Source organism: Streptomyces sp. NPDC000941 (assembly GCF_053599555.1).
The window spans coordinates 1-12,481 of sequence record NZ_JBSFMM010000009.1 but is presented as its reverse complement, the minus strand read 5'-3'; the positions used below and the strand labels follow the sequence as shown (position 1 = coordinate 12,481).

The 12,481-nt window shown below is 69.7% G+C and carries 14 protein-coding genes and 2 pseudogenes; 9 read left to right on the top strand and 7 right to left on the bottom strand.

The annotated features are described in order from the left end of the window. Nucleotides 1-185: 185 nt before the first annotated feature. Nucleotides 186-965, bottom strand: coding sequence for a hypothetical protein (locus ACWDSL_RS05470; RefSeq protein WP_450481959.1), 780 nt, complete (start codon nt 963-965; stop codon nt 186-188). A 127-nt stretch (nt 966-1,092) separates the two neighbouring features. Here ACWDSL_RS05470 and ACWDSL_RS05465 point away from each other — a divergent pair. The 3 genes and pseudogenes from ACWDSL_RS05465 to ACWDSL_RS05455 form a co-directional block, all read left to right on the top strand. After that, nucleotides 1,093-1,228: pseudogene (locus ACWDSL_RS05465) on the top strand (ACR3 family arsenite efflux transporter); the annotation flags it as partial. Nucleotides 1,229-1,243: 15 nt separating this feature from the next. Next, nucleotides 1,244-1,563: pseudogene (locus ACWDSL_RS05460) on the top strand (phosphotyrosine protein phosphatase). 72 nt (nt 1,564-1,635) lie between these two features. Next, a complete protein-coding gene (locus ACWDSL_RS05455; protein ID WP_450481957.1) occupies nt 1,636-2,421 on the top strand; it encodes a hypothetical protein in 786 nt (261 codons plus the stop codon). A gap of 307 nt (nt 2,422-2,728) precedes the next feature. On the opposite strand, the gene ACWDSL_RS05450 is transcribed toward ACWDSL_RS05455, so the two are convergent. Further along, the gene (locus tag ACWDSL_RS05450) at nt 2,729-3,151 is read right to left on the bottom strand and encodes a secondary thiamine-phosphate synthase enzyme YjbQ (protein ID WP_450481955.1); all 423 of its coding nucleotides are present in this window, start codon (nt 3,149-3,151) and stop codon (nt 2,729-2,731) included. A gap of 101 nt (nt 3,152-3,252) precedes the next feature. Between ACWDSL_RS05450 and ACWDSL_RS05445 the strand changes: the two genes are divergently transcribed. The 5 genes from ACWDSL_RS05445 (at nt 3,253) to ACWDSL_RS05425 (ending at nt 6,887) form a co-directional block, all read left to right on the top strand. Further along, the gene (locus ACWDSL_RS05445) at nt 3,253-3,336 is read left to right on the top strand and encodes a putative leader peptide (protein ID WP_358647469.1); all 84 of its coding nucleotides are present in this window, start codon (nt 3,253-3,255) and stop codon (nt 3,334-3,336) included. 131 nt (nt 3,337-3,467) lie between these two features. Then, entirely contained in the window at nt 3,468-4,277 is an 810-nt protein-coding gene (locus ACWDSL_RS05440) for an ABC transporter permease (RefSeq protein WP_450481953.1), read from the top strand. Continuing rightward, a complete protein-coding gene (locus ACWDSL_RS05435) occupies nt 4,250-5,098 on the top strand; it encodes an ABC transporter ATP-binding protein (RefSeq protein ID WP_450481951.1) in 849 nt (282 codons plus the stop codon). Before ACWDSL_RS05440 ends, ACWDSL_RS05435 begins: the two co-directional genes overlap by 28 nt. 46 nt (nt 5,099-5,144) lie before the next feature. Further along, a complete protein-coding gene (locus ACWDSL_RS05430; protein ID WP_450481949.1) occupies nt 5,145-6,203 on the top strand; it encodes an ABC transporter substrate-binding protein in 1,059 nt (352 codons plus the stop codon). A 69-nt stretch (nt 6,204-6,272) separates the two neighbouring features. Next, nucleotides 6,273-6,887, top strand: coding sequence for a hypothetical protein (locus ACWDSL_RS05425; RefSeq protein WP_450481947.1), 615 nt, complete (start codon nt 6,273-6,275; stop codon nt 6,885-6,887). A gap of 9 nt (nt 6,888-6,896) precedes the next feature. On the opposite strand, the gene ACWDSL_RS05420 is transcribed toward ACWDSL_RS05425, so the two are convergent. The 4 genes from ACWDSL_RS05420 to ACWDSL_RS05405 form a co-directional block, all read right to left on the bottom strand. Next, entirely contained in the window at nt 6,897-7,562 is a 666-nt protein-coding gene (locus tag ACWDSL_RS05420) for a response regulator (RefSeq protein WP_450481946.1), read from the bottom strand. Continuing rightward, a complete protein-coding gene (locus ACWDSL_RS05415; protein WP_450481944.1) occupies nt 7,559-8,731 on the bottom strand; it encodes a sensor histidine kinase in 1,173 nt (390 codons plus the stop codon). The genes ACWDSL_RS05420 and ACWDSL_RS05415 overlap by 4 nt, the downstream gene beginning before the upstream one ends. A gap of 38 nt (nt 8,732-8,769) precedes the next feature. Further along, nucleotides 8,770-9,372 (bottom strand): hypothetical protein, encoded by a 603-nt coding sequence (locus ACWDSL_RS05410; protein ID WP_450481942.1) that lies wholly within the window; start codon nt 9,370-9,372, stop codon nt 8,770-8,772. Between the two features lie 100 nt (nt 9,373-9,472). Next, entirely contained in the window at nt 9,473-10,405 is a 933-nt protein-coding gene (locus ACWDSL_RS05405) for a hypothetical protein (protein WP_450481940.1), read from the bottom strand. Between the two features lie 97 nt (nt 10,406-10,502). Here ACWDSL_RS05405 and ACWDSL_RS05400 point away from each other — a divergent pair, with 97 nt between their 5' ends. Continuing rightward, nucleotides 10,503-11,636 carry an NAD(P)-binding domain-containing protein gene (locus ACWDSL_RS05400; RefSeq protein WP_450482072.1) on the top strand — a complete coding sequence of 378 codons (1,134 nt, stop codon included), beginning with the start codon at nt 10,503-10,505 and terminating at the stop codon, nt 11,634-11,636. A 23-nt stretch (nt 11,637-11,659) separates the two neighbouring features. Here the strand turns inward: ACWDSL_RS05400 and ACWDSL_RS05395 are convergent. Next, a partial coding sequence (locus tag ACWDSL_RS05395; protein ID WP_450481938.1) for a substrate-binding domain-containing protein occupies nt 11,660-12,481 on the bottom strand: 822 nt, incomplete at its 5' end.

Here is a 12,481-nt window from a genome sequence, read left to right as displayed (position 1 = left end):
TACAGCAGCGAAGCACACCAACCATCGAGACGGCCGCCCACCGCCTCCGCCCCAGCCGACCGGCTGACCAGCCCGGCGAGCCTCAGCGACCGCCCCGTCCCTTGGGTGAATGAAGTAGTCATGTCATTCGAGGCGTATGAGGCACGATGTTGCTCCTCACTAACTTGGCCGCACCTCGTCTCTGATCAGGCTGCGGTGGTGCGGGCGGTGGTGACGAAGGCGGTTCGGACAGTTTCGGAGCGTTCAATAAGCGGGTCCCGGATCCAGCCGCCTATCAACTGCGGCCAGGCTGCGGGGCAGCGGTCTGCGAGAGCCAGCGTCTGCGCCACTTGTTCGTCGGAGACAGTGACAGTGTCGCGGAGGCAGAATTCAAGGAGATCTCGGTCCCGCCACCTCTCCTCGTCGTCCTTGCTATCCCAGTCGACGAGTAGCTGCCACGCGACGTAAGCCGCGTTGTGGTGATGATCGTCGCAGGTCTCCGGGTTGCCCTGACACCATCCGGCTTCCAGGGCGTTGATCGTCGAGCGCAGCACGGCCCGGTCAAGGGCCAGTCGCTCCAGGAGTCGGCAGTATGAGCGGAGGTCCTTCGCCAGGGACAGGAGGTCGGGCGGAGCTAAGAGTTCCAGCGGGACGTAGGCGCGCTCCACCAACATGGCGTGCTCGGCGAGGGAAGCCTCGCGCTCACCGTGACCGAGGTTCGGCAGCCGTTTCACTGTTCGAACCAGTGCGTCGGTCGCACGGAGTAACTCCGCGGACGCGTCGCCGAGCGCGCTGTGCTGCCCCCGTTCGTGTTCATTGCGACCCTGGACCCACACTGCCGCCACAGAGGCGTCGGCCTGGTTACGTCCCGCAATGAGCGTGGCGTCCGTTGCTTTCTCAGCGCTGCGTTTGTTCCACCATGCCGTGATGAGGGCGACGGGAACAGAGAGAAGGGCGGCTATGGCGCCCATATCCGCCAGGTCCATGGCCATATCCTGCCCGTGGAGGCCCCGCCTTCGCGGTCGTTCAGCGCAGGTCATGGGGATCAGCCCTGAGGCCTGGCCGCGAACGGCCGACGCAGATCCGTGGCATTGGGCCAGGCCCTCCGTGAGGGTCGTCGGTCCTTTCATCGAGGTGCCCGTCCTGATCGCCCTGATCCATGTCGCTCTGGCTTCCCGCCGCTTCTTCCTGAACACACCACCACGGCTGCCGAACCCCCGCTGCCAAGGAAGGCCCCGCCCGTGTCTGAAGCCAAGCCATTCGTATGTTCGGCTGCGTCCACAACGCCGGGTGCTCCCAGATAACCGCCTGGCTCACCCACCTCGCCGGTGACCGCGTCAAGGTCCGTCCGACCGGCTCCAACCCCGGCGACGTCGACGCAGCCGCCGTCGCCGATGTGGGCAAGGAGTCGGACGTCTACATCACCACGGGTTGCGACGACACCTGCCTCGTCCTCCCGGGCAGCGCTACTTCGACTGGAGGCTTGACGACTCTGCCAGACAGGGTGTCGATGCGGTCCATCCCATCCGCGACGAAAACAAGGCTCTGGTCGAGAGGCAGATCGTCGAGATCTCACGGCAATAGCATTGGGAATTTTCGGAGCCATCGTCTGTTATCGCCTGTTGCAGAGGCAGGGTGGCGCGTACAGTCGACCAAGTGCTCTACGGACAGCGGGCATTGCTGCCAGAACCCGGAACGTTCCCTGACGAGAAGGCCCTTGCTGCGTTCGTACTCGGCAAACTGGACCAGTGGTTCCACATTGAGGAGCAGGTGCCAGGACGCTACTGGACCGGCGAAGAGACACGAATAGACGCAGTGCTGAGGCCCCGGGAACCGAAAGGCTGGCACGATAAGAACCCTGCCTTCGGCGTCGAGTTCAAGAGCCTCGCTCCGAACACCAGCACCGGCGACCGCTATGGCTGGGTTGCGCAGGCCGTCGGATACACGCACTGCCAGTGGCAGGGCTACGGCAGGCTGGGGATTTTCCTATGCCCGTCCCCTCTGACCTGGCTCCTATCCCGCGCCGACAAGATCGCCACTGCCCGCCAGCGGCAGATCAGCCCTGAGATGCTTGAGAAGGAACGTCAACGGGTCCGCGAGTACGGGCGCCGCTTCGGCAAGGAGTACTCCAACGCATACGTCGACAGCGAGGCGCTGCTGGCGCACCGGCGCCGCCTTGGTGAGCTGACCTATGAAGAGTTCACCGCTCGCGCCGACGGGTACTCCAATGCCGACGAACGACAGCGCGAGCATGATCTGCGAATGGCCGAGGAGCTGACCCACCTACTTGGACAGCTCAGTGTCGGCGATCTCATGCCCTACGAGAAGATCGGCTGGGCACTCATGCGGTCGGGAACACGGCTGTGGAGCGAACGCGACGGCGCGACCAAGATCCCGTACGGGCTGCGCCCCCGTATCGGCTCCGGACGACGGAGGCACTGAAGCAGTCACTCCGGGCAGGCTGCCGCAAGGAGCCAGCGAGGGAGGGCTCCTGGGAGCCATTTGGGAGCCGACCCGCTCCCCGAGCCGCCGCGAGACCACGCGAAACCTACCCACACCAGCGCCCTGAACTGCGCAAACGCCATTTAGGCCAGTACCGATCTCGACCGAACCCATTCGGGACGAAGAGGTCGTGGGTTCACATCGCGCCGCGCGGGCGCCCGGGAACTGGCGCTGACGGGCGGATCACGCACGAGCCAAGCGCTACTCGGTGCGGCCGGAATTCGACGCTACTGTCCCCTCACGAGCATCAGCCCAGGAAGCTCAGCCGCACCTGACGGTTGGGATTATCTCTATTCGTATCGACGAGGCATACGGACTGCCAGGTGCCGAGCGCCATCCGGCCGCCGATGACCGGGAGCGTGGCGTGCGGCGGGACGATCGCGGGGAGCACATGGTCGCGGCCGTGGCCGGGGCTGCCGTGGCGGTGGTGCCAGCGGTCGTCTGCGGGCAGCAGTTCGCGCAGCGCGGCGAGCAGGTCGGTGTCGCTGCCCGCACCCGTCTCCAGGATCGCGATACCGGCGGTGGCATGGGGGACGAAGACATTGAGCAGCCCGTCCCGGCCCTGGCTCACCTCCCTCAGATACGCCTCGCAGTCGGCCGTGAGATCGGCGACCCGCTCGGTGGAGCCCGTGGTGATCCGGAGGATGTGGGTGCGGAAGGTCTGGGTCATGGCCCCATCCTCGTACGTCCGCCCGTAAAACCGCCGCAACAAAGGTCCGAGTGGCAAGACACCATTGACCGCATCCGGACGCCCTCGCTACGTTCAAGGGCATGTCTACGTCAGCCTTGCTCACCACGCGCGGTCATATCGACCTGCTGCGGGTGGCCTCCGCCGCGTGTCCCGGCGGCTGCTGATCCTGTCACGACGTCGCGCGTAAGAACGCCTGCGCCGACGCTTCTTACCGCTCTCTGAGCTTCTCCTCCCGCGCGTTCTCAGCGCGTTCCGTCACCTTTCCCGCTTCGCCCACCCCGTTTGTGGAGCCTTCATGTCCCCGGTTCTCGAACCGGTCGTTCCGCTGTCCGCGCGCCGCCGCACCGTGCCCCGGTGGCTGCGCCGTACGACCGGTCCCCTCGTCCTGCTCATCGCCTGGCAGGTGTGCAGCGCCACCGGTGTGCTGTCCCCCGACACCCTCGCCTCCCCCGGCACCATCTCCCGTACCGCCTCCGACCTGATCGGGGACGGCACCCTGCCGCACGCCATGCTGGTGTCGGTGCAGCGGGTGCTGGTCGGGCTGCTGATCGGCGCGGTGGCCGGGGTGTCGCTCGCCCTCGTCTCGGGGCTGTCCCGGCTGGGTGAGGACCTGGTCGACGCGACGGTGCAGATGCTCCGCACCATTCCCTGGGTCGGGATGATCCCCCTGTTCATCATCTGGCTGGGCATCGGCGAGGCGCCGAAGATCGCCCTCATCGCGCTCGGTGTGACCTTCCATCTGTACTTGAACGTCTACGCGGGCATCCGCGGGGTCGACGCCCAGCTGATCGAGGCCGGAACCGCGCTCGGGCTCGGCCGCTGGGGGCTGATCCGCCATGTGGTGCTGCCCGGGGCGCTGCCGGGGGCGATGACCGGGCTGCGGTACTCGCTCGCCACCGCCTGGCTGGCGCTGGTCTTCGGCGAGACGATCAACGCCGACGACGGAATCGGCTTTCTGCTCAACCGGGCCCGGGAGTTCTTCCAGACCGATGTGATCGTGGTCTGCCTGATCGTCTACGCCGCGCTCGGCCTGCTCGCCGATTTCATCGTCCGTACTCTTGAGAGGCTGCTGCTGCAATGGCGACCGAGCTTCACGGGCAAATAGGCCCGGTCGAAAAGAATCCGACCGCCGACGCCCACGCCGACCCCGCCGCCGTACGGGTGCACGGGCTGACCCGGACCTTCGACGGCCGCGCTGTGATCGACCGGCTGGAACTGACCGTACGCCCCGGCGAGTTCGTCGCCCTGCTCGGCCACAGCGGCTGCGGCAAGTCCACCCTGCTGCGCATTCTCGCCGGGCTCGACCGGGAGATCGAGGGCGAGGTGCTGGTGCCGCGCGCCAAGGCGGTCGCGTTCCAGGCGCCGCGGCTGATGCCGTGGAAGCGGGTCTGGCGCAATGTGCTGCTGGGGCTGCCCGGCCGCCCCGGGCGGGCGGTCGCCGAGCGGGCACTGGCGGAGGTCGGCCTCGGCCACCGGTCGACCGCCTGGCCCAAGACGCTGTCCGGCGGCGAGGCCCAGCGCGCCTCGCTCGCCCGCGCGCTGGTGCGCGAGCCCGATCTGCTGCTGCTCGACGAGCCGTTCGGCGCGCTGGACGCGCTCACCCGTATCAAGGCCCAGCAGCTGGTCGCCGAGCTGTGGCAGCGGCGCGGCTGCGCGGTGCTGCTGGTGACGCACGACGTCGAGGAGGCACTGCTGCTCGCCGACCGGGTGCTGGTCATGGACCACGGCGTGATCGCGTACGAGCGGCAGATCGGCCTGGACCGGCCACGCGACATCTCCGATCCGCGCTTCGCGGAACTGCGCACCGAACTCCTGGACCGGCTGGGCGTGGCGGCTCCCACGGCGACTCCCACAGCGGCTGCCACAACGGCTCCCACGGCGTCGCCCGCCACATCGCCCGCGCCATCGCCCCGTAAGGCCGCATGACACCCCCCGCACCATCCGAACCACCCTCACGAACGGACCTGCCGATATGAGACGGCGTATCGCCCCGGCCCTGCTCCTCCCCTTCGCCCTCCTGCTGGCCGCCTGCACCGCCACATCGTCCGCCGACGACTCGGGCGGTGCGGGCTCGAACACCGACGGCAACGGCGATCTCACCCTGCGGGTCGGCGACCAGAAGGGCAACGACGAGGCGGTGCTGCGCGCCGCCGGCGAGCTGGACGACCTGCCGTACAAAATCCGGTGGTCGACCTTCACCTCCGGGCCGCCGATCCTCGAGGCGGTGAGCGCCAAGGCGGTGGACATCGGCGGGGTGGGCAACACCCCGCCGGTCTTCGCCGCCGCCGCCAACTCCAACATCAAGGTGGTGGCCGCCAAACACGGCACCGCCGACGGCGAGACGATCCTGGTGAAGAAGGGCTCGCCGCTGGAGAAGGTCGCCGACCTCAAGGGCAAGTCGGTGGCCGTCGCACAGGGCAGTTCGGCGCACTACCAGCTCGTCGCCTCGCTCGCGAAGGCCGGGCTGTCGATCAAGGACGTCAAGGTCACCTTCCTCCAGCCCGCCGACGCGCTCGCGGCCTTCACCCGCGACAGGGTGGACGCCTGGGCCATCTGGGACCCGTACACCTCCCAGGCGGTCCGGTCGGCGGACGCCCGTATCCTGACCACCGGTCAGGGCGTGGTCAACGGCCTCAACTTCCAGGTCGCCAACCCCTCCTCGCTCGACGACAAGAAGAAGGCCAAGGCGATCGGCGACTATCTCAAGCGGCTGCGCCGCGCCCAGAACTGGGTCTACAAGCACCCGGAGGCATGGGCCAAGATCTGGGCGAAGGAGACCGGGCTGCCGTACGAGGTGGCACTGGACTCGGTGAAGCGGACCAACGGGAGCCGGGTGTATGTGGCCGTCGACAAGGACGCCATCGCCTCGGAACAGAAGATCGCGGACACCTTCGCCAAGCTGAAGCTGATCCCGCGCCGCTTCGCCTTCGCCGATTACGTCGACACCCGATTCAACGCCGGTCTGCCGCCGTCCACGACGGCACCGCGCAGTTACGGGGCAGCTGCGGAAAAGACCGAGCCGAAAAAATGAGAATTCGGAATTCACCCGCCAAAGAAAGTCCATAGCTTTATCCGGGAAGAATTCTGTTAACGTGCCGTCATGAAGTCGCAGCCCGTGGCGGAGGGGCACGCCGACCCCGCTCGGCGTGCCCGTCGCCGTGTCCGTACCGCCGGCTCCGAGGGGCCCGTATTCGTCGATTCCTCGGGGCGCAGGGCCCGTGTGTTCCGGCGGGTCGGCGTGGTCGCGGGAATCGTCTCCGTCGGATACGCCACGGTGCTCGCGGTGGCCATCATGGGCGGCACTCCCTTCGCCCCCGAAACGCTGATCCCGGGGAGTTCGGCGACTTCCAAGGAAAGCGAGCAGTCCAATAAGGGCCGTTCCCACAAGGGGAATTCGGGATCGGCCACCCCCTCCCCCGGCCCTTCGGCCGCCACGAACGGTGGCGCCGTCACCGGGCCCACCGCCCGGCAGTCGCCCTCCGCCAAGAAGCCCACGTCCACCGCGAGCAGGCGGGCCTCCTCCTCGGCCAAAGCCTCGGCCACGGCCACCACGACGGCATCCCGCCACACCTCCGGGCCGTCCGGCACCTCCTCGGCGTCGGCCTCGCCTTCGGCATCATCCGGGGAGCCGCCGAAGGCGACCCCCTCCGCATCCGCCTCGCCCGGCCCCGCCACCACGGACACCCCCGAGGACGGCGCGACGAGCGAGCCGTAGGGCGTCGGCTCAGTCGGTGAAACGGCCTGGGATCACCATCCCGGTCTCGTAGGCGGCGATCACGGCTTGGACGCGGTCGCGGAGTCCGAGCTTGGTGAGGATGTTGCTGACATGCGTTTTCACGGTGTGCTCGCTCACCACCAGGTCCGCTGCGATCTCCGCGTTGGACAGGCCGCAACCGAGCAGCCGCAATGTCTCCCGCTCGCGGGCGGTGAGCACGTCCAGTCGTTCGGTCCGCGGTGGTGGCACCACCGCGCCGGAGGTGAAGGCGGCGATCAGGGTGCGGGTGACGGAGGGAGCGAGCAGCGAGTCGCCGACCGCGACCATTCGGACGGCGTGCACGAGGTCGTCCCGCCGCACATCCTTGAGCAGGAAGCCGCTCGCGCCCGCGCGCAGGGCGTCGAAGAGGTAGCCGTCCTGCCCGAAAGTGGTCAGCATGATCACCCGGCAGGCCGTCTCGGCACAGATGATCCGGGCTGCCTCGATACCGTCCATCCCCGGCATCCGGATGTCGAGCAGGACGACATCGGGGCGGTGCGCGCGGGCGGCGCCGACCGCCTCGAACCCGTCGCCGCTCTCCGCGACGACCTCGATGCCGGGCTGCGCGGCCAGGATCATGGCGAAGCCGGCGCGGACCAGCTCCTGATCGTCGGCCACCACGACACGGATCGTCATGACGCCACTCCGATTTCCGGGGCGGCCACGGGCAGCCGCGCTCTCACTTCGAATCCCGGGAGTCGGTCCGCCCGCGGGCCCGCCGTCGCGGTCCCGCCGCACGCGGCGGCCCGCTCGCGGATGCCGATCAGGCCGTTCCCGCCGGACGGCAGGTCCGTTCCCGCGCCACGCCCGTTGTCGGCGACGAGGATCTCCAGGTCGTTGTCACGCCAGCAAAGCCGTACCTCGGCGCGGTCCGCTCTGGCGTGCTTGACGACGTTGGTCAGGGCCTCCTGCACGATCCGGTAGGCCGCGACACCACAGTCGGCGGGCAGTGGACGTGGCTCGCCTTCGGTGGTGCAGCGCACCTCCACGCCGGCTCGGGCGACCTTCCGGGTGAGCTCGGGCAGATCGTGAACCGTCGGCTGCGGAGCTCGTGTGCCCTCCTCGTCCCTGAGCACGGCGAGCATCCGGCGCAACTGGTCCAAGGCGTCGCGACCGGTGCCGGCGATCGCGTCGAACGCGGCCGCGGCGCGGGCGGGCGCCGTGTCCAGCACGACCGGGCCCGCCTCGGCCTGGACGACCATGAGGCTGATCGAGTGGGCCAGCACATCGTGCATGTCCCGGGCGATGCGTGCGCGTTCGCGCTCGGCGGCGCGTTCCTCGGCTGCCCGGCGTTCGCTTTCGAGGCGGACAGCGCGTTCGGCGAGAACGGCTGCCTGGGCACGGGACCCGGCCGAGGCCCGGCCGAGCGCATAGGCGGCGACGTACAGCACGACGCCGCGGGTCGCGGTGTCCAGCGAGCCGACTGTGGCGAGGCCGCCCGCACACATTCCCAGGAACACCGGTATCCGGACCCGGGACGGGCAGCCGGACGCCACCCCGTACAACGCGATGAGGACCGCGTACCACAGCGGCTGTGGAGCGACCGGGTCGGTCAAGTCGTAGAGGACGGAGAAGGCGGCGCAGACCAGCAGGACCGCCACCGGAGCGCGCCGCCGCGCCGCCAGCGGGAGTGACGCCCCGGCCGCCGCGACATAGCCCCACCAGTGCCAGGGGCGCCCACTGTCGCTGTGCCGGAACAGCAGGGGTGAGAGCTGGGCGGCGGCGACGACGATGGCGAGCCCCGCGTCCGACCATGACGAATCCACCAGACGGCGAAGCGGTGGGAAGACAGGCAGCGCGGACACGAGGGTGGATTCTCCCACGGGAGGCGTTCGGCGGGACCTCAGGCATGCGCCGTGGGCTGCGCCGTGGCGCCACGGGCGACGCGGCGGGCGAACGGCGCCAGTCCGGCGAACAGCAACACGCCCGCGACCGGCAGCAGATCGAGCCCGGCCGGCAATACCAGCGCTCCCGTCACGACGGGCGCCGCCTGCCATGCCGGAACGGCACGGGCCACCGCGAGCTGGCAGAACACGACAACCAGGCCGAGAAAGAACAGCACTGGTCCGACCGTGTAGACGACCATGTCCATCCCGGGGACCTTGATGACGTCGGAGAACATCGCCCGCATGTCGTCGTGGTCGTTGGCCAATGCCCCGATGACGATGTCGACGGCGATCTGGACCACGGTGCAGGCGGTGCCGGCGAGCGCCGCGGCGACCGTCCACGTAGCGAACCTGCCACCGCCCGCCAGCCGTCGCAGGTCCAGGAACACCGGGACGAACAGCAACAACGCGGCGAGGAAGGCCAGGTGACCGGTCATCCAGGCGGGACCGGGGCCGCGCTCGTCATCCAGACCGTCCAGAATGCGGATGAGCCCGTAGACGATGACCAGGAGCGGTGCGGCAATGAAAGCGAGGGGTTTTCTCATGCCGACGATCATCATTGCGACGGGTGTTGCCGCACATCGCCGACGTGACCCATCTCCGTTCTCCCCCGGACGACGGAGGCGGACGAGGGAGGCGGACGACGGATCCGGGCGCCGGTCAGCCGAGAGCCTTTCGAATGTTGCCCCTCAGCACATCCAGATCGCCGCGCACCGCGTCGTACTCGTGCTTGTTCCGCTGGATGTCGGAGCGCTGACGCTTGGCGAGGGCGGCCCACCACACGCCGAGGGTGTTGTGCTCCCGCTTGCACTCGACGTCGGCGACGGCCGTGGCCACCTCCCGCCGGGTGTGGGGGGTGTTGCCGTCCTTGCCTCGCCGCCACCCCTTGTCGTCGTACGCGGCCATCGGATCCGCGAACCGCTTGCCGCCCTTGTCCACGACACACTTCGACCAGGTGGCGAAGGCCCGGCGCACCTGCCGGTCCTTCTCCACCGCCTTCCGCAGATCGGCATCGTGCGTGGCGGGGAAGGTCCACATGCGCCGGGAGTCCGCGACGCCCTTGAGCAGTTGCTCGTTGGCCTTCTCCGAACACCCCCGCTCGCGGGACTTGCCCCCCTTCGGTATGGCTCCGGTGCGGGACATGCCGTAGAGGGCCGCGTGCTCCGCTCGGGTCACCGCCCGTCCGGTCGGCTCCAATGCCTTGCGGGGCTTCGGTTCCCAGCCGTAGCCCCACCGCTTGGCCCGGTCGAGGTCGAATGCGCCCAGCGATGTCGGCAGGGCGGTGATGACGAGCGTCGCTGCCGGGGTGGAAGGGGCCAGAGGCTTGGGGTCGGCGGGGAAGTCGGTGAATCCGAGGCGGATCATGCACCGCTGGGCCAGAAGGCGCTGCGCCTTGCCGAACCGCCTGCTTTCCTCGGTGTCGAGCCGGTAACTGTCGAGCGGGAGGTCCGGCAGGTCCTTCTCCTCCATGACCTCCGGCACCCCCTTCGCACCGGGGGACCTGGGCGCGTCCGCGCCAGAGCCGCAGCCGGCCACCGCCACCGCCACCGCGGTCAGCAGGGCGGCGGCCCACCGCCGCGTATGACTCGACACCCGCGTAACCATCGAACACCCTCCCCGTACGCCCCGCCCAAGGGGTCGGGAGCCTACCGTCCCGCCACGTCGGTGACGAAAGCGGCCCGTTGGGAAGATCCGGCCGCGGACCGTAGTTAGTAGAAGCGTGAACGACATAGCTGCGGTGCGCGAGGTGGACGTCGTGGTGATCGGGGCCGGGCAGGCCGGGCTGTCCAGCGCCTATCACCTGCGTCGGGCCGGGTACGAGCCGGGGACCGGCTTTGTGGCCCTCGACCACTCCCCCGGCCCCGGCGGCGCATGGCAGTTCCGCTGGCCGTCGCTGACGTACGGCAAGGTGCACGGGATGTACGACCTGCCGGGCATGCGGCTGACCGGCGCGGATGACGGCCGGCCGTCGTCCGAGGTGATCACGGAGTACTTCACGCGCTATGAGTCCGCCTTCGATCTGCGGATCGTCCGCCCGGTCGATGTCACGGCGGTACGCGAGGGGGACGGCGGGCGGCTGCGGGTGGAGAGCTCGGCGGGGGTGTGGTCCACGCGCGCGCTGATCAACGCGACCGGCACCTGGGACCGCCCCTTCTGGCCCCGCTACCCCGGGCAGGCCACGTTCCGAGGGCGGCAGCTGCACACCGCCCAGTACCCGGGGCCCGAGGCTTTCGCGGGGCAGCGGGTGATCGTCGTCGGGGGCGGGGCCTCCGGCGTACAGCATCTGCTGGAGATCGCCGAGGTGGCTGCGGAGACCACCTGGGTGACGCGGCGGCCGCCCGTCTTCCGCTCCGGGCCCTTCGGCGAGGAGCAGGGGCGGGCGTCCGTGGCGATGGTGGAGGAGCGGGTGCGGCAGGGGCTGCCGCCGCTCAGTGTGGTGTCCGTGACCGGGCTGCCGATGACCGAGGCGATGCAGCGGGCCCGGGCGAAGGGGGTGCTCGACCGGCAGCCGATGTTCGAGCGGATCACCCCGGACGGGGTGGCCTGGGCGGACGGGCGGTCCGTGGCCGCCGACGTGATCCTGTGGGCCACCGGCTTTCGCGCCGCCATCGACCACCTCGCCCCGCTGAAGCTGCGCGAGCCGGGTGGTGGGATCGCCGTCGAGGGGACGCGGTCGCTCCGCGACCCCCGCGTCCATCTGGTCGGCTTCGGGCCATCGGCCAGCACGGTGGGCGCCAACCGGGCCGGGCGGGCCGCCGTACACGAGATCCGGGAACTGCTCGCGGGCCCCGAGCGTGCCATCGCGTCAGCCGTGTCGGTCTAGACAGCTCTGAGCGCCGGGCGGCGCTACGCCCCGCGCCCGGGGCGGCCGACGACCGCGAAGGTCGAGTCGCGGACCACGAGCTCGGGCTGGAGCACGATGCGCCGGTGCCGGTGTGCGTCGGCGTCCTCGCCGGTCTCCTCGATCAGCAGCTCCGCCGCCGTACGCCCCATCCGGAAGGCGGGCTGCCGTACGGACGTCAGCGGCACCGCTGCCGCCGCCGCGAACTCGATGTCGTCGTAGCCCACCAGCGCCACCTCCCCCGGCACCGACACCCCGGCCGCGAAGAGCGCCTGCAGCACCCCGAGCGCCAGCAGGTCGTTGGCGCAGAAGACGGCGGTCGGCCGCGGCGACATGCCCAGCAGCCTCGCCCCCGCGTCCCGCCCCGCCGCCACATCCAGCCGCTCGGCCTCGATATGGACCAGGTCGCCGGGCGACATGTTCTCCTCGGCGAGCGCGCTGAGCAGGCCCTTGCGCCGGTCCTGGCACTGCGGCAGATGCATCGGGCCGCTGACGTACACCAGCGCGCGGTGTCCCTGGGCGAGCAGATGGCGGCCGGCGAGGGCGCCGCCCTCGACGTCGTCCACGGACACCGAGCAGCCCTCGTCCTCCGGCATCTCACGGTCCACGAAGACGTACGGGATGTCGTGGCGCCGGAAGCCCAGCAGATTGCGCCCGGTGGCGTCGGCCGGGGTCACCAGCACACCGCGCACCCGGTGTTCGGCGAACAGCGAGAGGTAGTCGGCCTCCTCGTCGGGGCTCTGCGCGCTGTTGCACACCATCACCCCGAGCCCCGCCTCACGCGCCGCCCGCTCCGCACCACTGGCCACATCCACAAAGAACGGATT

Coding starts and splice junctions, on each gene's coding strand:
- ACWDSL_RS05425 (WP_450481947.1), top strand. CDS start 6,273: ATGAAGTCGCAGCCCGTGGCGGAGGGGCACGCCGACCCCGCTCGGCGT.
- ACWDSL_RS05445 (WP_358647469.1), top strand. CDS start 3,253: ATGTCTACGTCAGCCTTGCTCACCACGCGCGGTCATATCGACCTGCTG.
- ACWDSL_RS05435 (WP_450481951.1), top strand. CDS start 4,250: ATGGCGACCGAGCTTCACGGGCAAATAGGCCCGGTCGAAAAGAATCCG.
- ACWDSL_RS05430 (WP_450481949.1), top strand. CDS start 5,145: ATGAGACGGCGTATCGCCCCGGCCCTGCTCCTCCCCTTCGCCCTCCTG.
- ACWDSL_RS05470 (WP_450481959.1), bottom strand. CDS start 965: ATGGACCTGGCGGATATGGGCGCCATAGCCGCCCTTCTCTCTGTTCCC.
- ACWDSL_RS05450 (WP_450481955.1), bottom strand. CDS start 3,151: ATGACCCAGACCTTCCGCACCCACATCCTCCGGATCACCACGGGCTCC.
- ACWDSL_RS05420 (WP_450481946.1), bottom strand. CDS start 7,562: ATGACGATCCGTGTCGTGGTGGCCGACGATCAGGAGCTGGTCCGCGCC.
- ACWDSL_RS05410 (WP_450481942.1), bottom strand. CDS start 9,372: ATGATGATCGTCGGCATGAGAAAACCCCTCGCTTTCATTGCCGCACCG.
- ACWDSL_RS05440 (WP_450481953.1), top strand. CDS start 3,468: ATGTCCCCGGTTCTCGAACCGGTCGTTCCGCTGTCCGCGCGCCGCCGC.